Consider the following 21,785-nt stretch of genomic DNA (forward strand, 5'->3'; position numbering starts at 1 on the left):
CTCTCCTCCTACACATTCGGTTTTTCTTTATGAAATTCAGTAGCTTGTTCAAAAGCATAAGCTGCTTGATAAATCGTTTGTTCGTCGAAATGGTTTCCAATCAATTGCAGACCGACTGGTAGCTCATTTGAAAAACCACATGGGATAGAGATAGCTGGTACACCTGCTAAATTAACCGGTACAGTCAAAATATCGCTTAGGTACATTGCGATTGGATCATCGATTTGTTCACCGATGCCAAATGCAGTCGTTGGTGTTGTTGGCCCTAAGATCAAATCAAATTCTTTGAATACTTTGTCGAAGTCTAGTCTGATCAATGTTCTTGTTTGGCCAGCTTTTTTAAAGTGAGCATCATAAAAACCTGAACTCAACGAGAATGTCCCAAGCATGATCCGACGTTTCACTTCCATCCCAAAGCCTTCTGTACGTGATTTTATGAAAACTTCATCAAGCGTTTTTGCTTCTGTTGAACGGTAACCATAACGGACCCCGTCAAAGCGTTGTAAGTTTGAAGAAGCTTCAGATGAAGCAATGATATAGTAAGCCGGCACACCAAATTTTGAGTGTGGCAAGCTGACTTCTTCAACGATAGCCCCTAATGATTTGAATGTATCGATTGCTTTAAGAACAGCTTCTTTCACGCCTGGTTCTAAGCCTTTCTCATTCAAATATTCTGTTGGGACACCGATTTTCATTCCCTTAACACCTGCTTCAATACCAGCAGTGAAATCTGGAACGTCGCCTTCATAACTCATCGAGTCATTCGCATCATGTCCGCTGATAGCATTTAAAACTAAAGCATTATCTTTAACGGTGCGTGTCAATGGTCCGATTTGGTCTAAGCTTGATCCAAAAGCAATCAAACCGAAACGCGATACGCGGCCATAAGTCGGTTTCATACCAACGATTCCGTTAAAAGCTGCCGGTTGACGGATCGATCCGCCCGTGTCCGTGCCTAAAGATACTGGGATTTGACCGGCTGCCACTGCTGCTGCAGATCCACCTGAAGAACCACCAGGAACTTTATCCAGATTCCATGGGTTATGTGTTTTATGATAATAAGATGTTTCAGTACTTCCGCCCATAGCAAATTCATCCATGTTTAGTTTCCCAACAGTGATCATGTTTGCTTCTTTTAATTTTTTCGTAACTGTTGCATCATAAATAGGAACAAAATCTTCCAAAATTTTACTACCTGCTGTTGTAAGTGTGCCATTTGTTACAATGTTGTCTTTGATCCCAATCGGTATACCTGAAAGAACATTCGTTGGGTCAATGCCTGCTGCGTCAATTTCACGTGCTTGTTCAAGAGCTTCTGCTTCAGTCAATGTAATAAAAGCACCAATTTTTTCTTCGGTCTCGTTGATGCGAGCAAATACAGCTTTTACTACTTCTTGAGCCGTTACTTCTTTTTTGACAAGCAAATCATGCAACTCTTCTATTGTGTAGTTTGTTATATTCATATTATGCTCCTGCCTCCCCGTTGTCCATTATTGCAGGCACTTTGATAAAGCCATCTTTTTCTGATTTTACATTTGTAAACAGCAATGCACGATCTGTTCCTGGAACTGCTTTGTCCTCGCGCATAACGTTGTATGTACGCAAGCCATGGATCATTACCGGTACATTTTCAGTATCTAATTCTTCTAATTGTTCCACCATATGGATGATCGCATCCATTTGTTCTGTGAAATGGGCAATGCCTTCATCACTAATTTCTAGTTTTGCTAATTTGGCGACGTGTTTTACGTCCTCTTCAGTAATAGCCATCAGTTTGTTCACTCGCTTTCTTGGATAAATTATCTTAGTTCAAACTCCCTTACTATGATACCATAAACCACTTATATGCAGTATCTTAATTCTACCTTAAATTTGCTTTTGCTTGTCTAGTAATCGTACGATGCTTAAAAAACACTGCTAAATCTGTTAATTCTTTCACTTAGTGACCCCTTTTTGATATGATAGTATCGAGGTGGAAAAAGTGAAAATAATCATTCGAAAAAGAACATTAGGAACCATACCGTTACTAGAGGTGGTATCGAGCGAGCAGCGCAATGTTCTGCTGCCATTGATAATTTATTACCATGGCTGGCAGTCATCAAAAGAACTGAATTTGACTCAAGCTCGTTATCTAGCACAAAAAGGATTTCGGGTATTATTACCTGATGCCATGAATCATGGCGAACGCAAGCAACCTGTTTCAAGAATTCCTGCTTTAACCTTTTGGCAAAGCATTCAAACAAATCTGTTCGAATTTTCGTTTATCATCGATCATTTTCAAAAAATTGGGCTCGTTGGTGACGTGATTGGAGTCGGCGGAACGTCTATGGGCGGGATCACGACCTGCGCTTTGATGACCCATCATCCGGAAATCAAAGCAGCAGCCTGCTTGATGGGTTCGCCCAAATTAGTAGCTTATCAGGAACGCCTTGTGCAATATGCCCGCAAATCAAACCGTTACTTACCTCAGGTGCAGGATGAACTGTTGAATTGGATCCCAAATTATGATTTGTCGCTGCACCCTGAAACATTGGAAGGCCGGTCACTATTCATTTGGCATGGGAAACAAGACGAAGTTGTCCCTTATCAAGACGTTGCTGATTTTGCAGAAGAACACAAAGAACTGCCAAATATTTTCTTCACCGACGAAAATGAAGGGCATTTGGTAAAAACAAATACGATGCGACAAGTAACAGCCTTTTTTGTAACCGAAGTACTGTAAAAAAGGGCTCGACGAATTCTGTTGAATGAGTGGCGCTCAAAAAAGGTGCCACTCATTCGTCAAACCGCCCAGCTCGTAAGAGTTTAGCTCAAAAACAGTGCTACTCATTCGTGAAACCACCGTTGACGTAGGAGTGGCCAAAAACAGTGCCACTCATTCGTGAAACAACCCAGCTCGTAGCAGTTCAGGCCAAAAATGACGCTACTCCTTCGTCAAACCATCGTTGACGTAGGAGTTCAGCTCAAAAATGACGCCACTCATTCATGAAACCACCCAGCTCGTAGCAGTTTAGGCCAAAAACAGTGCCACTCATTCGTGAAACCACCGTTGACGTAGGAGTAGCTCAAAATAATTCTTTTTTTTTCGTCAAATCAGGTTTCATCTAAAATTTTTGGCACCTGTTTTAGCTACTCCGCTACTACTAGAAATTGTAAATCAAAAAGAAGGGGCTAGAACAGTTTAACTGTCCTAGCCCCTTCTTTATTTTCGAATAATTATATAACTTGCGTATTCATCCTTTGAACATGGCATCTTCTATTTTAACGGGAACCCAGGTACCAATTGCCTTAGCGATCAGTTTCCCAGTTTCTTTGTCTGTTACGGAACATTCAACGATGATCAATTGTTTTCCTGGTTTGATTACTTCAGCTGTGGCGATGACCTCATCTGCAACAGCTGGACGAAGAAAATGCATCGTTAATTCTGAAGTCACGACTTGGTAATTTTCAGGTACCATAGTAACAGCAGCTGCTCCCCCAGCCGAATCTGCCAATGACGTGATGACTCCTCCATGGAAATAGCCTAGATGTTGCGTCAACCAATCTTCTTTCTTCAAGGAGAGGACGGCTTTACCTGATTCTATCTTTTCCAACTTCCCACCAAGTGCGGTTAAAAAGGATTGCTTTTCATTTTTTCGTTCTTCATAAAATTGATTCATAAAAGCACTCCTCCTTTAGTTTTTTAATTTTTTCCATTGTTTACTGATTTTTTTTAAATGAAAATCAGGTGTTTCACCTATATTTTTTACCGACTCGGAAATACTCTTGAAATTTCTTAACACATGATCAGGCGCAAGTGTGGCGGACCCAAAAATACCGAGAACACCATCAATGATCTCATGGGACACTTCCATCACTTTATACTTTAATTGAGTCACTTGGATCGTCGAAGGCTGAGTCTGAAGGTTGATGGCTGAAAAGTATTGCTCAGTGACCTCTAATTCGATTTTGTATTGAGCAAATTGCTGTTGGATATATGGTGCATCCATGAAGCGTTGCCCGAAGCGATTTATTTCTAACGCATGATTGAGCCCTTGATCAAAGACGCTCCGGGTAATGCCCAATAATTGTGCGGCTACTAAGAGGTTCCACAAGTCGAGGACTTGATTGAACACCTCATGATTGTTTTGCAAACTACCCAAAAATTGTTCTTCCCCTACAGCTAGTTCGTTGATCGTCAAAGTGGCCGTGCGTAAGGAACTTGCACTTTTTTTATTTTCACTATAATGGACTGTGATACCTAGTGTATTTTTTTCTAATAAAAAAAGGCCAAATTGATTTTTTTCTTGCGATGGGAGTGCAATTTTTGCCAACAAAAGGAAAAGGTCAGATTCTTGGGTGCAGGCAACACCTTCTTTTCCTCCGCTGATCACCCATCCGTTTTTCGTTTCACGCGCAACCGTTTGCATTTTCCTTAGTTCAAAACCCGCTTCTAATTCTTTACTCGCAAATGTTGCGAATAGATCTTCCTCTACTAATTTATCTAGATATTTTTCTTTTTGTTCTTCGGTAGCAGAAAATTTCAAAGCCAAGATCCCAAACAAAATTTTACTTAAAAAATAATAGGATAAAGAAGGAAAGTATTGCGAAAGCGTGTAGATAAATTCGCACAATGCTGGAATATTTTGTTCCGTTATCTTTTTTTCGGCAATTTCTTTGTATAATCCTTTTTCTTTAAAATAATTTTCCCACTTTTTAAAATCCTCATAAGTATATGGGCGATCGATCGTATTTTTCCGTATTTCCTGCCCCAAGTCTCCTTGAAGAGCTTGCGTGAATGATTCAATGATATCCATGTTCCTCACTCCTGTCCTAGTCTGGGAATTCCTTTGTAAAAGAATCGTAGACAAACTTTTCGATGCTGTTGTATTTCTTTTTTACCGGAAAGCACAAGACAGTCGTATAGATGATGGGATCATTGAAGTGCTTTTCAACCACTCCTATGTTATCTAAGTAATTGTAATACTTTTTAAAATTGGCTGAGGGCAGTAACGCAATCAGATTGGTACGCGTTGTAGATTCGACCATGTAGTCCCAAGAATCGGACGTGATCAATACTTTTGTTTGGGATTTCATTTTTTTCAACTTATCCATCACCAACGTATTAGTCGCAAAACCTTTATTGAATGTCGCTACGTACTGGTTGTCTAACATTTTCCAATTCAATTTTTCTTCTTTGGTCAATGGATGATTTGGGTGCATGAAAGCTGTTACTTCAGTCAACGCCAATATGTGTTTTTCAAACTTGTCTTTATGCAATTTAGTCGGATCGTCTAGCACAGCCGCATGAATGCGATTCTCGTTCAGCATATTTACTAGTTCTTCGTTATTTGCTTCGACGATATCGATCTTGATCCCTGGGTTTTTCATCATAAAGGTCGGAATAAACTTGGTGAAAAAAAGCCGCAGAATAATCGTCGAGATCCCTACTCTGATCGTTCCTTGTTGGATTTGTGCTTCTTGCTCTAACATTTCATGAAGATCTTGATGTTTGTCAACTATTTCTAACGCCTTCTCGTACAATTTTTCACCACTTGGTGTCAAACCAGTCAAACGACCATTCTTGCGATGAAAAAGTTGTAAGTTCTCCTCTTTTTCAAAATTGATGATGAACTGGCTTAGTGCTGATTGGGTCACATGGATATTTTGTGCGGCCAATGTCAGATTTAAATTTGCATCGACTATGGCAATAAAATAATTAAGTTGAGCAATGTCTAACTTCATATTTTCCTCCTCACAAAAATTCAGATAAAAGTGAGTACACTAATCACTTGTACAACTCAATTATACACCAAATCAAATACTCCCACATTATTAATTCCTAATTAATGTGGGAGTAAGGCTTTCAAATTCTTTTCTATACCAGTTTTATCTTAAATATTCAAAAACGCCTGCTGCTCCCATACCCATTCCGATACACATGGTGACCATACCGTATTTGGTTTCAGGACGCTTCGCCATTTCGCCCAGCAGTTTAGCTGTCAAGATGGCTCCAGTTGCTCCTAATGGATGACCTAAAGCGATACCTCCTCCGTTGACATTTACGATGTCACGGTTCATGCCCAGTTCATTCATAGAAGCGATAGCTTGCGCCGCAAATGCTTCATTGAATTCGATCAAGTCCATGTCATCTAGTTTCAATCCAGCCAATTTTAGTGCCTTAGGAACGGCATATACTGGTCCGATACCCATGAATTTAGGATCGACACCGGCAACGTTAAAGGAAACGAAACGAGCAATCGGTTTGATTCCCAATTCTTTCACCTTATCACCAGACATTAGGATAACAAATCCAGCTCCATCACTAACTTGAGAAGAAGTCCCAGCTGTTACGCTGCCGTCTGCTTTAAAGACAGTACGCAATTTACCTAAAACATCTAGCGTTGTGTTTGGACGGATCCCTTCATCTTGATCAAACATTTCTGTCGTAACTTCCACTTTGTCACCTGTCGTTTTCACACGATGGATCTCTACTGGAATGATCTCGTCTTTAAAACGGCCTTCTGTTTGGGCAATATGTGCTTTTTGGTGACTTTCAACACCAAATTGGTCTTGCTCTTTTCTTGAGATATTGTATTTTTCAGCCACATTTTCTGCTGTCATTCCCATTGGAACAGCGATTTTAGGCCCATTTTCTTGTAAGTATGGGCTATTTGACGGTTCGCTTCCACCCATTTGAGTAGAACTCATGAACTCGATACCACCTGCTGCCAGTACTTCTGCTTGGCCTGCTATAATAGCGTTGGCGGCAGTAGCGATCGTTTGAAGTCCTGAAGAACAGAAGCGGTTTACCGTTTGACCAGCCACTGTTTCAGGAAGTCCACTTCTAAGCGCGATAGCACGTGCAATATTGTTTCCTTGGAGACCTTCTGGAGTTGAACACCCTACAATGACATCTTCAATAAGAGTAGGGTCAAAATCGCCTTCAACTCTGTTAATAACACCTTTTAACACTTGAGCAGCGATGTCTTCGGGTCTATCATAAAAATAAGCTCCGTCTTTCTTTCCTTTCGCTACAGCTGACCTTCCATATGCTACGATGTAAGCTTCTTGCATTATATCCAAATCCTTTCTGCTTACTGTGGAGAAATCCTGATTTGGCTTTCCCCGCAGTATCATATTAATTTCTCAATGGTTTCTTTTTCTCTAACATGTGTACAATGCGTTCATATGTTTTTTCATTCTTACTCAATTTGACGAAATTATCTTCTGAAAGTTTTTGCATCCATTTTTGATTAACTTTGGTGCCCAGAGGAACATTTCCGCCTGCCAATACATCTGCGATAGCATTGGTAACGACACCATCATATTTAGAAGCAAAGTGTCCATCGACCATAGCATCGACTTGAGCTGCTGCGATCGCTTTGAAGTTTGTTCCAAGTACTTCGTATTCAACTAAGTTATTTGGAATGTAATTATAGGCAGCTTTCAATCGCAAGGTTTGCAATGCTGCTTCAAATACAAGTTCTTCATTTTGAATGATCATGTCTGTTTCTTTCAAGAATCCGATTTGTTGTGCTTCATAAGCACTCATCGTCACGTGACCTGTTGAGACTTTCGTTAAAATATCGGCCAATTGACGTATCTTATCAGCTCTTGATACATCTTGACGATACACACGATCAGCCAGTTCAGCTAAACCGCCTCCCCCAGGGATCAATCCAACGCCCGCTTCTACTAGACCGATATACGTTTCAGCCGCAGCTACTACATAAGGTGAGGCCATCACTAATTCTGCACCGCCACCAAGCGCTCTGCCTTTTGCAGCTGTCACGATCGGTTTAGAAGCAAACTTCATCCGTCTGACGGCTTCGTGGAACAATTCTGACCCTTTACGTGTTTCTGTGTCGACCAGTTCCTGATCGATAGCCATCTTCATGTAGTAAAGATTGGCCCCAACACTAAAGTTTGGTCCATCTGAGTAAAGCAATAATCCTTTATAATCTTCTTTTTCCAGTACATCGACTGCTTTGACAATATCTGCTTCAAATCCAACAGTGATCGTATTATTTGGCGTTCTCATCGCTAACATCAAGAAGTTGTCTTGAGTTGCAAATAATTCTGAATCCTCTTTTTTCCAGACTTGTTTGTGTGCGAAATCTTCTGGTTTAGATGCTGGACTAATGCTCTGGCCTTCTTGATAGAATGGTTCGTTACGTTCCTTGATCCATTCAGGCAATTCGCCCAATTCTTTTTCCATTCTTGCTTTAACTTTATCTAAGCCCATCATATCCCATAGTTGGAATGGTCCAACAGACCAGTTGTAACCCCAAACCATAGCTCGATCTATATTGATGTACTCATTTGTTGCTTTAGGTACATTGATAGCTGAGTAATACATTAGATTGCGCAGCGTTTCCCATAAGAAAATACCTACTTCATCTTCAGATTCAAAGATAGTCGTTAAGTTTTTCTTCAAATCACGACTAAATTCTTTTAAAATAGCCAGTTCGACGGGTTTAGGTTCAACATACGTTTCAGTTTTTACATCAAATACTAAGCGTTTTCTGCCGTCTTTTTTGTAAAATCCCTGCTTGGTTTTGTCTCCCAGATTGCCCAAAGCAACCATTTTTTCAACCAGTTTCGGCATTTTGAAATACTCGGTTTCTTCTGGATTGGACATCATTGTTTTTGTCACAAAGTAGCCAATATCGATTCCAACCATATCCAGTAATCTGAATGTACCTGTCTTAGGCCGTCCAATGATTTTACCGGTAATAGCATCTACTTCTGTGATTGATAAACCAAGTTGTTCTGCACGGTATGCAGTATCGGAAGCTGAATACGTTCCGATTCGATTCGCAACGAATCCGCTGACATCATTGGCGTCAACAGCACCTTTGCCTAATACGGTCGAAACAAATGTTTTCAAATCCTCAGTCACAACTGGATCAGTTGCTTCATGAGGGATGATTTCCACTAATTTCATGTAGCGTGGCGGATTAAAGAAATGCACGCCTACAAATCTTGCCTTTGCTTCTTCCGGAAGTGGTTTAGCAATAGCACCGATCGGGATACTGGAAGTATTGGAAGCAAGAATCGCATCTTTCCTCGCAATAGCAGCCACTTTTAGCCACAAATCGTGTTTGATCGCTAATTTTTCGGTGACGGCCTCAATAAAGATATCGGAATCGTCGCCTTCTTTTAAATCATCTTCAAAGTTGCCATACGTCAAATTTTTATTCCAATCAGCATTATACAGCATGCTCTTTTTGGGATGTGTGATTCTATCGTATGCACCTTTACTTAGTTTATTTTTATCCTCTTTATCTAAAACGATATCTAATAGTTTTACTTTTAGACCTGCATTGACCAACAAGGCAGCAATTTGAGCTCCCATTGTTCCTGCACCTAATACTGTTGCTTTTTTTATATTCATTTCTATACCTCCAAAAACTAAAGTTAATGACATTGGCATTATTTTTTGATGTAGCCTGCCTTGATTGCTTGTTCTCTCAATTCTTCTCTGAAAGCTGGATCTGCGATTGAAATCATTTCTTCTACACGGTCTTCAATGCTTCTGTTGAACATATCAGCTATTCCATGCTCAGTCACAAGGTACTGAACGTCAGCCCGTGGAACCGTTACTGGAGTTGCTTTAGGGAAGGAGAACACAATATTAGAGGTCACTTCGCCTGTTTTTTCATTTTTGTTTGTTGAAGGTAAGCAGATAAAACTTTGACCACCTTTAGATTTAGTTGCTCCGCGTACAAAGTCATTGGCTCCTCCAACAGAACTGATAAATCGTGTACCTGCTCCTTCTGAAACCACTTGTCCAGTCAAATCAGCCATCAAACAGCCATTAACGGAAACAAAGTTATCAATTTGAGCAATTCGTGACGGATCATTTACAATGTGCAGCGGCTCGATACTAATCTGACCATTCTCACCACTGAAGTCGTATAATTTGCGTGTTCCCATCGCGAAACCGCCTCGTATCGTTCCAGAAATCACACCTTTTCCTGTCAAGTACACCATCGATTCTGTGATCATTTCGGTATGCACAGATAAGTCTTTTTTACTATCTAGTCCATAACTGACAGCATTTGCCAAGCCTCCGAAACCGATTTGGATAGTAGATCCGTCTCTTACTTGAGGAACGATCCACTCAGCAATTTTTTTATCGATATTGCTAGAAGGCGTCTCTGGAACTTCAAGCAGCTGTTCATCTTGTTCAACAATAATATCCACATCATCAATATGAATTTTATTGTGGGTCCCATTAACTTCTGGAACATTTTTGTTGACTTGAATAATGACTCTTCCGGCTACCTTGCTGCCGACATCGCCGATAGTGACACCCATAGGTCCGAAGTTGAAGTATCCATCTGCATCCATTTCAGAAACAGTCGAGACAAAAGTCGTCGGTTTTATGCGTTGCTCAATCAACAGTTTCAAATTAGAAAAGTTGACGGGATCGATTGAAAATGTCCCATATGAAACCAATTGACGTTCCAGTGGTCCCATGAAGAAAGAATGGTATCTGATCCTCTCAGCAACTTCTGGATTAGTGAAGAAATCAAACGGGTGGATAACAAATGCTGAAAATAATTTGACATTTTCGTATTCTTTATATCGTTTAGTTATAGCAGTGATCAGTGAGATCGGCATAGAAGCAACCGGATTAGACAAAATCACCTCATTACTTTGAATTTTCGAAGCAGCTTCAGTCAGGCTTTTTAATTTGGATTGATATTGATCTTTAAAAGTCATCCCTTACACCTTCCAATCTATTTTATGTTGTTTTGATTAAACGAAAGCAGATATACCAGTCAATTTACGTCCCATGATCAACGCGTTCATTTCATGAGTACCTTCATAAGAATAAATAGCTTCTGCGTCACAAAAGAATCGTGCGACATTTCTTTCAAGCGTGATCCCGTTCCCACCACAGACTTCACGTCCAAGTGCAGCTGTTTCTCTTAAGCGTAAAGAGTTGTTCATCTTAGCAAGAGAAGCATTGATCTCACTAAATTCGCCTCTTTCTTGTAATTCAGCTAAACGAGCACTTAAAGCTAATGCATTTACCGCATTTGCTTGCATTCTTGCTAATTTTTCTTGAACTAGTTGGAAACTTGCAATCGGTTTACCAAATTGAACGCGATTTGTTGTATATTCAAGAGCTGCTTCTAAAGATCCTGCCATCATTCCTGCTCCAGCATAAGCTACTCCAGCACGTGTTGCATACAGTACTTTCGCAACATCCTTGAATCCGTTGATTTTTTGTAAACGATTGCTTTCAAGCACTTCCACATTGTCCAAATGAATGTTTCCATTTTGAACGATCCTTAAAGCGATTTTGTCATCGATATCATCTACACTTAACCCTTTTTGTCCTTTTTCTACGATGAAACATTTTACGTTGTTATCTTCTACATCTCTAGCATATACTGGAATCAAATCAGCTGAACTAGCTCCACCGATCCAACGTTTTTCACCATTAATGATCCATTTGTCTCCTTCACGACGTGCAGTAGTTGATAATCCTGCAGCTGTATCGGATCCATGTTCTGGTTCAGTTAAGGCAAAACACGTTTGCAATTCAAAATTTTGCAGTTTTGGCAGCCATCTCATTTGTTGTTCTGGGCTGCCGCCTAATAAGAAGGAGAAGTAACCAAGTCCTGCATGTACTCCAAAGAATGTTGCGATCGAAGCATCGAACTTGTACAGATCATATGCCAAGAATAAGAAGTAAGTATTTCGCCACATAAATTGGTTCGGTTGATTTTCAAACAGTGCAGGATCACTTATTAATCCTGTTTTTGCTACATGTTTAAATTCTTCAAACGGAAATTCTCCTCTTTTCCAGTAATCATTGACGACTGGTTTCAGATGTTCGTTTACTGCTTTACGTACACGTTGCAATACAATAATTTCTCCATCTGTTAGATTTTCTGAAAATTTCAAGATATCTTCTGGATACATTTCCTTCAATACTTGTTCTCTATTTTCCAATGTTGATCCTTGTTTTTTATCTTCCATGCTTAATACTTGCTCTCTATTTTCCATCCCTGACACTCCTTATTTTTTATTGTATAAGCGCTTACATTCTTATTATAGAAGCCATCCCATCATTTTTCTAATTACAATTTGTAATACTAAACATTACCTTTTTTAATGAGTCCCTGAAAAAGCACTCTTATCAAGTCTTTGAGCCATCAACTCAAGAGAATTCGATCAAATGATCTATTAAAAAATGAACAAAATTTTGCAAAAAAAAGAAGCGTCCAAAGATTCTGGATCATCCTTTAACAATTGGATGATTCTCTTCTTTGACGCTCAAGATTTTTTTGTTTAGTGGTTTATTTCTACAACCGATAGTTCATTCAAAAGTCGACTGATCTCTCTCTTATCGATTTTACCCACCGAATTCACTGGAAATTTGTCCAAAAACAGGTACTGCTTAGGTGTTTTATACCCAGCTAAGTTGTCATATGCATGCTGCTCTAACGCTGTTATGTTTGATCTGTCACCATCATAGATAAGGGCCGCCCCTACAGATTGTCCATATCTTGGGTGTTCATAACCAACTACTACGGCGTTTTTCACACAAGGATCGTCATTCAAAACTTTTTCTACTTCAGATGGGAAAACATTTTCTCCACCGGTGATAATCATTTCTTTTTTTCGGTCAACAATATAGAAAAGTCCTTTTTCATCCTTTTTAGCCAAGTCGCCTGTCCTGACATACGCACCCAAAAAGGCCTTTTTTGTTTCTTCTGGATTGTTCCAATATCCATCAAACGTATGTTGTCCAGCTATCAACAATTCGCCTACTTGCCCCTGTTCAACTTCTTTATCATTCTCGTCCACTATTTTTGCCTCAACAAAGAAGCTTGGATAGCCGATACTGAATGGATGCTGCAAAGCGTTATCACCCGTTAATTTAAAATTATTGGGACCTGCTTCTGTCAGCCCGTATGAATTGATCAGTGGAATGTTTTCTTTCACAAAATAATTTACCACTTCTTTGAGAGGCGGAGATCCTCCAGCGACGAATGTATGCACACTCTCTAAGTTGTCTTTGCTGAATTTTTCCGTGCTGATCAACCCATAATACATAGTCGGCACCATGAAAAGCATCGTAGGTTTATATTGTTTGATCAACTCATTCGTATGAGCACCATCAAAAAAGCGATCGATGATGACTTTTCCGCCAATCAGTAATAATGGGATAATGATACCGGAAAGACCAGCTATATGAAACATCGGAGCACTGGCAATCGTGACATCTTCATGTGTAATATTCCAACTCATGATCGTATTCATAGAGTTGTTGACCATACCGTTGTGCGTAATGATGGCCCCTTTTGGATCGCCAGTCGTTCCAGTAGTATAAATCAGCATGACCGGTGTATCCAACTCTAAGGATTCAGATTGAAATTCTACATGATTCGGACTTTCACATATCTCATTGTACTCTTCACTATCGACATCCAGTGATAACAATGAACCATCTACAAAGGACAGACGTTCGCTGATTTGACTAGAATGCAAAATGAGTTTGGGTGCTGCGTTTTCTATGACTCTTTTTATTTCAATTGGTTTTAGTCGCCAATTCAACGGAATAAAAATGGCTCCTAACTTTATACTTGCAAGCAAAACATCAAAGTAACTAAGATCATTTGGCGCATAAAGTGCGACTCTATCCCCTTTTACCACACCTTGTTGTTTAAGATAATGGGCTAAGTTCTCAGCGCGGATATTGATCTCTTTGTAAGTCCACTCTATTTTTTTTAACGGATCTACCAAACCTACTCTTTCAGGTGTCAATAACGAACGTACTTTTATCCAATCTAAATTCACTTTTATCCCTCCACAAAACATCTAATTTTGTGTAAGCGCTTATATACATATTTATCATAACAGTATTTTTTTTATTTGTCTAATAGTATTCATTTTTTCATCACTATCTTAAGATTTCTGAAGGAATAGGGTTGCTTGTAACCGAGTAAAGAATTCAATGCGAATTAAGGAGCGTTAACGCTTCTTTTGAGGCTTGAAAGCTTGAAGACTTTCTTTTAGGCTTCAAGTGGTTCCACGGTTCCACAAGCAAACCCGTTGTTCCGGAAGAAATTTGATTTTAGACAGCAACACTATTTACTAAACCATCTGAGTTTATAATTTTTAGTGTTGATAGATTAATTAAATTACTTTCCATCAATTTCTGAAGGAATAGGGTTGCTTGTTAGCCGTGTAAAGAATTCAATGCGAATTAAAGGGCGTTAACGCTTCAGCGGTTACGCCCTTTTTGAGGCTTGAAAGCTTGAAGACTTTCTTTTAGGCTTCAAGTGGTTCCACGGTTCCACAAGCAAACCCGTTGTTCCGAAAGAAATTTGATTTTAGACAGCAACACTATTTATTGAGCAATCTAAATTTTCCAATCAACTTTAACTAATTATTCAATTATACAAAAAAAGCATTAGGACAATTGCCCCAATACCTTTACTAAACAAATTTTTATTTCAACTTCATTCTGGCTTATCTTATTTCTCGAGAAGATAAACGAGACACTCCGCATCCTTTTTTAGTTGAGCTTCACTTCCCAGACACTGGGCTATTATTAAGATTTGACGCAATGCGCGGGATGCTCTTGCTTTCAATTCTTAATAATCGCTGCGTGTCTAAACGGGAAGTTCAGCATCTTTTTTTAGTTGAGCTGCATTCGACAGGCTCTCGGAAAAAACATAATTTTTACGAGGATGGAACATCCTCTACAAAATTCTTTGTTTTTCTGTCGAGCCTAAACGTCGAACTCCGCATCCTAATCAAATATGTGTGTGTAGAATTTTGTTTCTCCTGCTTCGCGGGCTAGGAAGGCTTCGGTTCCATTTATTGAGTCTATCGTGATCTCAATCGGAACATTCGGCACTAGAAACGATGAAGCTTTTTCAGAGACATGTTGCGTAAAAGCAATTATTTCACTTTCGCCATAAAATTGCGTGCTGACTGATATTTTCATATTCACGATTTGGTCATCTGTGTAGAGTGCTTCTGCGGTTACGCCGCTTAAATTTGGAAAGAATTTCTCGATTTCAGCTTTGAAATTTTGAAAACTGGACAGCTCATTACTTTCCTCTCCACTCGTTGGAAAAATAACTTTCTTCTGATTGATTGATTTCCAATCTTGGAAACTAGTTGAACCATTTTCACTGACCGCTTCTGAAATATAGGTACCGCCAGCCAAATTATCTTCTGTCGACTGCTCAAAGATACCAATTACGATTGGGATGTCTCCAACACCTTCAGTTTCACGTAACTGTTGCACAATTTTATCAGCCATTTTTTTACCTTCTGCTAATAATTCCTCTTGTGAAATTTTTGTTTCATATTTTGATCCATATTCTTTTTTTGTGTAATAATCTACACTATTCATTGCTAAACCGATCGATATCCCACCTAGTTCAAATCCATCACCCTTTTGGACCATATAATCTTGCTCCAATAATGAATCTAAATAAATCGGATTCCGCTCATCTGGTTCAAGCTTTCCGTTGTCTTCTGGATTTAAACCTGTTGGATTTTCTTCACTTACACGGCCTAACCATTTACTCGTTGTTGCATTATCAACATATTGGCCTTCTTGAAAGAAATAAGAATCCGTTGAAAAGTGTCCTTGCGATAGATCCATTAAACCTGTCTCGAAAGCCTTAAAATTAACGTTGGAGTTCAATCCTAAGGTTATCCCTCTATTCAAACTTGTTTGATAAGCACCATCGGTAATGATCGCACTATAATAATCATTTGATAATTGGCTTGTAGTTTCAGTTTCTTTGTTAACTGTTTCGGTTTTTTTTGTATCCGGATCTCCTGTTTGACAAGCACTTAGCAGAAATACACAAGCAATCATCAAGGCAATTATGTTTTTGTTCATTGTACTTTTTCCTCTCCTTCTAATGTTTCCAACAACTGGTCTTCATCCCAAACAGAAATATTTAACGCTTCAGCTTTTGCTAATTTGCTGCCAGCTTCTTCACCCGCAACTACGAAATCTGTTTTCTTAGAAACGCTCCCGGTAACATTCCCCCCAAGGTTTTCAATACGTTCCTTTGCTTCCTCACGGGTAAAGTGTGTCAGTTTCCCAGTCAATACAATGGTTTTACCATTAAAATAAGAATTGCCAGTCGCGACTTCTTCCTTTTTCTTTCCTAAATAAGTCATGTTGACTTGACTGTTTTTCAATTCCTGGATCAAATCACTTACTTCTGGCAAACTAAAATAGGCTACTACACTTTCAGCAATGATTTCTCCGATACCTTCAATCGAAATGATCGTTTCTTTTTCAGCTTGTTGCACAGCTTCCATCGTTTCAAAGCGTTCTGCGATCAATTTGGCCGCTTTAGCTCCGACATGACGGATACCTAGACCAAATAATAACCTTTCAAGTGAATTGGTGCGACTTGCATCAATCGCTGTCAATAAATTAGTAGCTGATTTTTCTTTGATTTTATCTAACGTGACAAGTTGGTCAAACGTTAATGTATAAAGATCCGCAACGTCATGAACCATGTCTTTCTCAAACATTTGCTGCAAGACTTTGATCCCTAAGCCATCAATATTCATCGCATTTCGAGAAACAAAATGGGATAGACCTTCAGTAATTTGAGCCGGACATTTTGGGTTCATGCAGCGTAAAGCTACTTCTTCTTCTAAATGGATCAACTCGCTGTCACAAGCTGGGCAATGGGTAGGAATCTCATAAGGTTGACTTTCTTGTGGTCTTTCATCTAAAACGACACGAGTGACCTCTGGAATGATGTCTCCTGCTTTATGAACGACAACTGTATCAAGCAGACGGATATCACGCTCATGGATCAAATCTTCATTATGGAGACTTGCTCGTTGGACCGTAGTACCTGCTAGTTGAACCGGATCCATGATAGCCGTTGGTGTCACAACTCCTGTTCGGCCAACTGACCATTCTATGTCACGTATAATTGTATGAGCTTCTTCTGCTGGAAATTTATAGGCTATAGCCCATCTAGGCGCTTTGACCGTAAACCCAACTTCTTCTTGGACCTCAAATTCATTTACTTTGATCACGATTCCGTCTATTTCATACGGTAAATCGGTTCTTTTTTCTTGGAATTCTTGTGTATAAGCCCAAACTTCTTCGATTGTTTGGAACACTCTGCGGTCATGGTTAGTACGAATACCTAATTCATCCAATTGGCGGAGTGCATCTTCCTGGCTGACGGCAGTCATTTCACCAAAATCACCGATCGTATATAAAAAGGTATTTAGATTTCGTTTAGCTGTTTCTTTTGGATTTAAATTGCGCAATCCGCCAGCTGCCGCATTACGCGGATTGGCAAAGATTGCTTCTCCATTTTCTTCTCGTTCTTGATTCAATTTGATGAATGAAGCTTTAGGCATGTAACATTCGCCCCGTACCTCAATAGAATAAGGATTTTTCAAGCGCAAAGGAACTGACTTAACAGTACGAATATTTTGCGTTACATTTTCGCCAACAGTCCCATCTCCACGTGTTGCTGCACGAACAAGTTTTCCATCCTCATACTTTAATGACACTGCCAGACCATCTATTTTTAGTTCACAGATATAACTGAACGGTTTGTCCGTCAGTTTTTTGATGCGTCGGTCAAAATCAATTAAGTCACTTTCGTCAAATGCATTACCTAAACTGAGCATAGGTACTTCATGAATTACTTTTTCAAACCCGGGCAAAATCGTTCCACCAATACGTTGTGTCGGAGAATCGCTACTGACTAAGTTCGGAAATGCTTCTTCCAGAGCTGCTAATTCATGGTACAGCTTATCGTATTCTGCGTCGGCGACAGATGGTGCATCCTTCACATAATATTCATAACTGTATTGATCTAATAATGTTCGCAAGTCGAAAACCCGCTGTTTCGCAGATTCAAAATCTTGTGTAGACATGCCCTTAATTCCTTTCGTACTTTAGATTTTATAGGAAAACTACTAGTTACTATTTTAATAAAATTGCAAACGGGACAAACTACCCCTTTATTGCCAGTTCTTTGTCCACTATCACCGCGAACGGGACAAACTAACCCTTTATTGCCTGTTCTTTGTCCAATATCCTCGCAAACGAGACAAACTACCCCTTTATTTCCAGTTCTTTGTCCAATATCCCCGCCAACGAGACAAACTAGCCGTTTATTACAAGTTCTTTGTCCAAAAAGTGTCGAGCCTAAGCGTCGTTTTCCGCATCCTTTAGTTGAGCTGTAAACGACAGGCTCTCGGAAAAAACATGATCTCTACGAGGATGAAACATCCTCTGCGAGATTCTTTGTTTTTCTGTCGAGCCTAAGCGTCGTTTTCCGCATCCTGTTTTTAGTTGAGCTGCACTTCCCAGTCACTGGGCTATTTTAAGAATTGACGCAATGCGCGGGATGCTCTTGCTCTCAATTCTTGAAAATCGCTGCGTGCCTAATCGGGAAGTTCCGCATCCTGTTTTTTGATTGGGGCAAATGCTGCTAATAGTCGTTTGATTCCTTGTTCTTTAAAGGCTACATCGAGTTGGAGGTCGTTTGCTGTACCGGTAACTTTGACCACTGTACCAACACCCCATTTTTTATGAATGGCTTTGTCGCCAACTTCCCAACCTAATTTGTCAGCACCGCTTGATATCTTGTCTACTACTGGTGCTTTATAGGCTTGACTAGTTGCTCGAGTTGCTTGATTGCGCTGCATAGAGCTAGTTGCTGTACGGCTAAATGGCGTATTCATTGTTTGTTGATTGCCTGATTCTATGACTTCATCGTCGATCTCATTTATAAAACGTGAAGCCGAATTGCTTTGTGTACGGCCATATAAAACGCGTGAGTAAGCATTTGTGATGTACAATTTTTTCTCAGCTCGCGTGATCCCGACATATGCTAGACGGCGTTCTTCTTCTAGTTGATCTTCTTCCATCATCGCACGGGACAACGGGAAGATCCCTTCTTCTAATCCAATCAGGAAAACGATTGGGAATTCTAGTCCTTTAGCTGCGTGAAGCGTCATTAAAGTTACTTCACTTTGAGGTTCTTCTTCTAGATTATCTAGATCCGAGACCAATGCCAAATCGGTTAAGAACGTCAAGAGTGTTTTATCTTCAGTACTCTCTTTTTCAAATTGTTGTGTCACAGTCAAAAATTCTTGAATATTTTCTAAGCGCGTTTCAGATTCAAGTGTCCGTTCTAATTCTAGCGCTTTTTGATAACCGCTGCGTTTCAACACTTCTTCGACTAACTCTGTTACGGGAAGATATTCTTGCATTTGGCGTAATTCTTTCATCATGAAGCCAAATCCTTCGAGTTCACTCGCAGCTTTACCGGTAATCGGTGTGATCGAAACATTTAAGGCTGTTTCTAAAAGTGACCATTCGTATTGGTTGGAAGACGTCCTCAGTTTTTCAATCGTCCCAGGACCAATTCCTCGTTTAGGTACATTGACTACTCGTTCAAAACTCATATTGTCATCAGGATTGGCAATTAAACGCAGATACGCTAGCACATCTCTGATTTCTTTACGGTCATAGAACTTGTGTCCGCCAACCATTTTATAAGGAATGTTTGACTTCAACAGACTTTCCTCAATGATCCGCGATTGAGCATTGGTCCGGTAAAGAACTGCAAAATCACCATAATCGTAGTTCTTTTCTTTCATTTCTTCTTGGATCTTAGAGATGACGTAACGCGATTCATCGCCTTCAGACTGTCCACGATAATATGTGATTTTTTCGCCATCCTGATTATCCGTCCAAAGCTTTTTAACTTTTCGCTTAGTATTATTACCAATTACATCATTCGCTGCTTGTAAAATCAGTTTAGTGGAACGGTAATTTTGTTCTAGCAAAACGATGGTCGTATCTGGATAATCTTTTTCAAAATTCAAGATATTTTCCATGTTCGCCCCACGCCAGCCGTAGATACTTTGGTCAGCATCTCCAACAACACACAAGTTTTTAAACCGTTCAGCCAGCATGTTGACTAAAGTGTATTGTGCTTCATTCGTATCTTGGTATTCATCCACGTGAATGTAATGGAATTTATTTTGGTAATAATCTAATATTTCAGGGTTTTCTTTGAACAAGCGAATAGCCAACATGATCAAATCATCAAAATCGACTGCTTGATTGCGGCGCAATTCCTTTTGGTAATCATCGTAACAATCAGCAACGATTTTTTCAAAAAAGCTTCCTGCTCTTTTACGGTAATCAGCTGGTGTATCCAATTCGTTTTTTGCGTTGCTGATTTCACCTAAGATCGCTCTAGGATTGTATTTTTTAGGATCGATATTTCGTTCTTTTAAAATTCGTTTCATCAATGTTTGTTGTTCACTAGGATCGCTGATAGTAAATGCGCGTGTGTAGCCGATACGGTCGATGTCACGGCGTAAAATACGAACGCACATTGAGTGAAAAGTAGAGACCCAAACATCATTTCCGCCTTCCTTTAAAAGACGAACGACCCGTTCTTTCATTTCTTTAGCCGCTTTATTCGTAAATGTGATGGCTAAAATATTCCATGGGTTAACATTTTTTTCTTCGATCAAATAGGCAATGCGGTGTGTTAAAACGCGTGTCTTACCACTTCCCGCACCCGCCATGATTAAAAGCGGCCCTTGTGTGCAGACAACTGCCTCTTGTTGTTTTGGATTCATTCCATTTAATAAATCATCTCGTAATACCAAATTTTACATCCTCTCTCTTATAGCACCCTATATTTTTACTCTAAAAATAGGATGTGGACTTCACTAGTCTAGCAAAACTTCTTTAAATTTTGCATAATTTCTCAATGATAATATTACCATAAATAAAGCCTCTTCGAGCAGTAAATGAACAGTTTTAAATGAAGTTTGTCAAAAAGAAAAAAAGATCCTCAAAAAAAGAATCTTTTTTCTTGATATCCTATTCAGGTCACAGTTGTTTTAAATGCCTTGGATCGCGATCAGACTAAGCTGATTGATTAAAATACGCACTTCTTTTCTGGCTAAGGCGTAATCATTGCTTTTCAAAAAAAGGACTATTTGGTTAAAATGCTTTATTTTCGTTGCTTGACTAAGTTTCAGATACTCTTTGATTTCTTCATTTGTTTGTTCTCTTATACTCCTAAATGTATCCAAAAATAAAGATGTCGTATAGTTATTTTTTGTGTAACGAAATAGGCCTTTCAAGTAGTCGAATTCAATGGTTAAAAAAGCTTCTATCTCTTTTGGATCTGTCATCTGGTTGATTTGATCGATCGTATTTTCTAAACGATCCGTGTTAAATTGAATTTCTCTGATCTGTAAAAAATGCAAATGATCGATCATGACTAACTCCATAAACTCTAACTGTTCCTGAAATCCTTGCAGTGAGATCTGTGTTTCTTGAATTCTTATGCCCTTATTTGGTTCAATTACTATATACCCTTCTTCTTCTAATCGCAAAAAAGCTTGTCGAATCGGTGTCCGGCTGATACCTAGTTTCTTAGATAAACCAATTTCTGTAATATGTGTTTGTGGCAACCATTGTTTAGTTGAAATTTGATTTATACTGTATTGGTACACTCTATCTTCTAATTTTTTTGGTTTAGACACTCACACTCACCTGCCTAATTAATTATTTTCCGTCTATACCAAAAGAACAAAACAAGTTTATCATAGTTAACATACATATGTTGATTATAGTTTTTATTTTACTTTACTTCAAGTCTAATGATTTGTTGTCTGTGTCAAGTTTTTCTCGGTCGTCCTATTATCCTGCTAGTTTAGGCGTTCTACTTTTGTACACTCGTCTACTACCGCACGGCTTCGCCGTTTGCTGGCCCATCCGT

The 21,785-nt window shown here is 39.3% G+C and carries 15 protein-coding genes; 1 reads left to right on the forward strand and 14 read right to left on the reverse strand.

Annotated elements, in window-relative coordinates; all coding sequences use genetic code 11:
- Positions 1 to 8 precede the first annotated feature (8 nt).
- A complete protein-coding gene (gene gatA, locus J7E16_RS00855) occupies positions 9 to 1,463 on the reverse strand; it encodes an Asp-tRNA(Asn)/Glu-tRNA(Gln) amidotransferase subunit GatA (protein WP_214887576.1) in 1,455 nt (484 codons plus the stop codon).
- Between the two features lies 1 nt (position 1,464).
- The gene (gatC, locus tag J7E16_RS00860; RefSeq protein ID WP_214887578.1) at positions 1,465 to 1,770 is read right to left on the reverse strand and encodes an Asp-tRNA(Asn)/Glu-tRNA(Gln) amidotransferase subunit GatC; all 306 of its coding nucleotides are present in this window, start codon (positions 1,768 to 1,770) and stop codon (positions 1,465 to 1,467) included.
- Positions 1,771 to 1,981: 211 nt separating this feature from the next.
- Between gatC and J7E16_RS00865 the strand changes: the two genes are divergently transcribed.
- Positions 1,982 to 2,722 carry an alpha/beta fold hydrolase gene (locus J7E16_RS00865; protein WP_214887581.1) on the forward strand — a complete coding sequence of 247 codons (741 nt, stop codon included), beginning with the start codon at positions 1,982 to 1,984 and terminating at the stop codon, positions 2,720 to 2,722.
- Between the two features lie 511 nt (positions 2,723 to 3,233).
- Here J7E16_RS00865 and J7E16_RS00870 read toward each other — a convergent pair.
- The 12 genes from J7E16_RS00870 to J7E16_RS00925 form a co-directional block, all read right to left on the reverse strand.
- Positions 3,234 to 3,659 carry a PaaI family thioesterase gene (locus J7E16_RS00870; protein WP_214887584.1) on the reverse strand — a complete coding sequence of 142 codons (426 nt, stop codon included), beginning with the start codon at positions 3,657 to 3,659 and terminating at the stop codon, positions 3,234 to 3,236.
- Between the two features lie 15 nt (positions 3,660 to 3,674).
- Complete coding sequence (locus J7E16_RS00875; RefSeq protein ID WP_214887587.1) at positions 3,675 to 4,796, reverse strand: acyl-CoA dehydrogenase family protein; 1,122 nt, start codon at positions 4,794 to 4,796, stop codon at positions 3,675 to 3,677.
- A 16-nt stretch (positions 4,797 to 4,812) separates the two neighbouring features.
- A complete protein-coding gene (locus J7E16_RS00880; protein ID WP_214887590.1) occupies positions 4,813 to 5,724 on the reverse strand; it encodes a LysR family transcriptional regulator in 912 nt (303 codons plus the stop codon).
- 144 nt (positions 5,725 to 5,868) lie between these two features.
- Positions 5,869 to 7,056: a thiolase family protein gene (locus tag J7E16_RS00885; protein ID WP_214887593.1), complete on the reverse strand. Its 1,188-nt coding sequence runs from the start codon at positions 7,054 to 7,056 to the stop codon at positions 5,869 to 5,871.
- A gap of 64 nt (positions 7,057 to 7,120) precedes the next feature.
- Positions 7,121 to 9,379: a 3-hydroxyacyl-CoA dehydrogenase/crotonase FadB gene (gene fadB, locus J7E16_RS00890; protein ID WP_214887596.1), complete on the reverse strand. Its 2,259-nt coding sequence runs from the start codon at positions 9,377 to 9,379 to the stop codon at positions 7,121 to 7,123.
- 38 nt (positions 9,380 to 9,417) lie between these two features.
- On the reverse strand, positions 9,418 to 10,713 hold the full coding sequence (locus J7E16_RS00895) for an acetyl-CoA hydrolase/transferase family protein (RefSeq protein ID WP_214887598.1): 1,296 nt from the start codon (positions 10,711 to 10,713) through the stop codon (positions 9,418 to 9,420).
- Between the two features lie 36 nt (positions 10,714 to 10,749).
- On the reverse strand, positions 10,750 to 11,955 hold the full coding sequence (fadE, locus tag J7E16_RS00900) for an acyl-CoA dehydrogenase FadE (protein WP_214887649.1): 1,206 nt from the start codon (positions 11,953 to 11,955) through the stop codon (positions 10,750 to 10,752).
- A 339-nt stretch (positions 11,956 to 12,294) separates the two neighbouring features.
- Positions 12,295 to 13,806, reverse strand: a complete 1,512-nt coding sequence (gene fadD / locus J7E16_RS00905) for a long-chain-fatty-acid--CoA ligase FadD (RefSeq protein WP_214887601.1) — start codon at positions 13,804 to 13,806, stop codon at positions 12,295 to 12,297.
- A 958-nt stretch (positions 13,807 to 14,764) separates the two neighbouring features.
- Positions 14,765 to 15,874 (reverse strand): CamS family sex pheromone protein, encoded by a 1,110-nt coding sequence (locus J7E16_RS00910; RefSeq protein ID WP_214887604.1) that lies wholly within the window; start codon positions 15,872 to 15,874, stop codon positions 14,765 to 14,767.
- Complete coding sequence (ligA, locus tag J7E16_RS00915; protein WP_214887607.1) at positions 15,871 to 17,901, reverse strand: NAD-dependent DNA ligase LigA; 2,031 nt, start codon at positions 17,899 to 17,901, stop codon at positions 15,871 to 15,873. Before ligA ends, J7E16_RS00910 begins: the two co-directional genes overlap by 4 nt.
- Positions 17,902 to 18,414: 513 nt before the next feature.
- On the reverse strand, positions 18,415 to 20,631 hold the full coding sequence (gene pcrA / locus J7E16_RS00920; RefSeq protein ID WP_502756786.1) for a DNA helicase PcrA: 2,217 nt from the start codon (positions 20,629 to 20,631) through the stop codon (positions 18,415 to 18,417).
- Positions 20,632 to 20,898: 267 nt separating this feature from the next.
- Positions 20,899 to 21,549 (reverse strand): GntR family transcriptional regulator, encoded by a 651-nt coding sequence (locus tag J7E16_RS00925; protein ID WP_214887613.1) that lies wholly within the window; start codon positions 21,547 to 21,549, stop codon positions 20,899 to 20,901.
- Between the last annotated feature and the right edge of the window lie 236 nt (positions 21,550 to 21,785).

The organism is Carnobacterium sp. ISL-102 (assembly GCF_018612935.1).
GTDB classification, from domain to species: Bacteria; Bacillota; Bacilli; order Lactobacillales; family Carnobacteriaceae; genus Carnobacterium_B; species Carnobacterium_B alterfunditum.

Excerpts from the sequence above, each read along its gene's own strand:
- J7E16_RS00870 (WP_214887584.1), bottom strand. The coding sequence starts at position 3,659 with ATGAATCAATTTTATGAAGAACGAAAAAATGAAAAGCAATCCTTTTTA.
- gatC (WP_214887578.1), bottom strand. The coding sequence starts at position 1,770 with ATGGCTATTACTGAAGAGGACGTAAAACACGTCGCCAAATTAGCAAAA.
- J7E16_RS00885 (WP_214887593.1), bottom strand. The coding sequence starts at position 7,056 with ATGCAAGAAGCTTACATCGTAGCATATGGAAGGTCAGCTGTAGCGAAA.
- J7E16_RS00910 (WP_214887604.1), bottom strand. The coding sequence starts at position 15,874 with ATGAACAAAAACATAATTGCCTTGATGATTGCTTGTGTATTTCTGCTA.
- J7E16_RS00875 (WP_214887587.1), bottom strand. The coding sequence starts at position 4,796 with ATGGATATCATTGAATCATTCACGCAAGCTCTTCAAGGAGACTTGGGG.
- J7E16_RS00880 (WP_214887590.1), bottom strand. The coding sequence starts at position 5,724 with ATGAAGTTAGACATTGCTCAACTTAATTATTTTATTGCCATAGTCGAT.
- ligA (WP_214887607.1), bottom strand. The coding sequence starts at position 17,901 with ATGTCTACACAAGATTTTGAATCTGCGAAACAGCGGGTTTTCGACTTG.
- fadB (WP_214887596.1), bottom strand. The coding sequence starts at position 9,379 with ATGAATATAAAAAAAGCAACAGTATTAGGTGCAGGAACAATGGGAGCT.
- gatA (WP_214887576.1), bottom strand. The coding sequence starts at position 1,463 with ATGAATATAACAAACTACACAATAGAAGAGTTGCATGATTTGCTTGTC.
- pcrA (WP_502756786.1), bottom strand. The coding sequence starts at position 20,631 with ATGAATCCAAAACAACAAGAGGCAGTTGTCTGCACACAAGGGCCGCTT.
- J7E16_RS00895 (WP_214887598.1), bottom strand. The coding sequence starts at position 10,713 with ATGACTTTTAAAGATCAATATCAATCCAAATTAAAAAGCCTGACTGAA.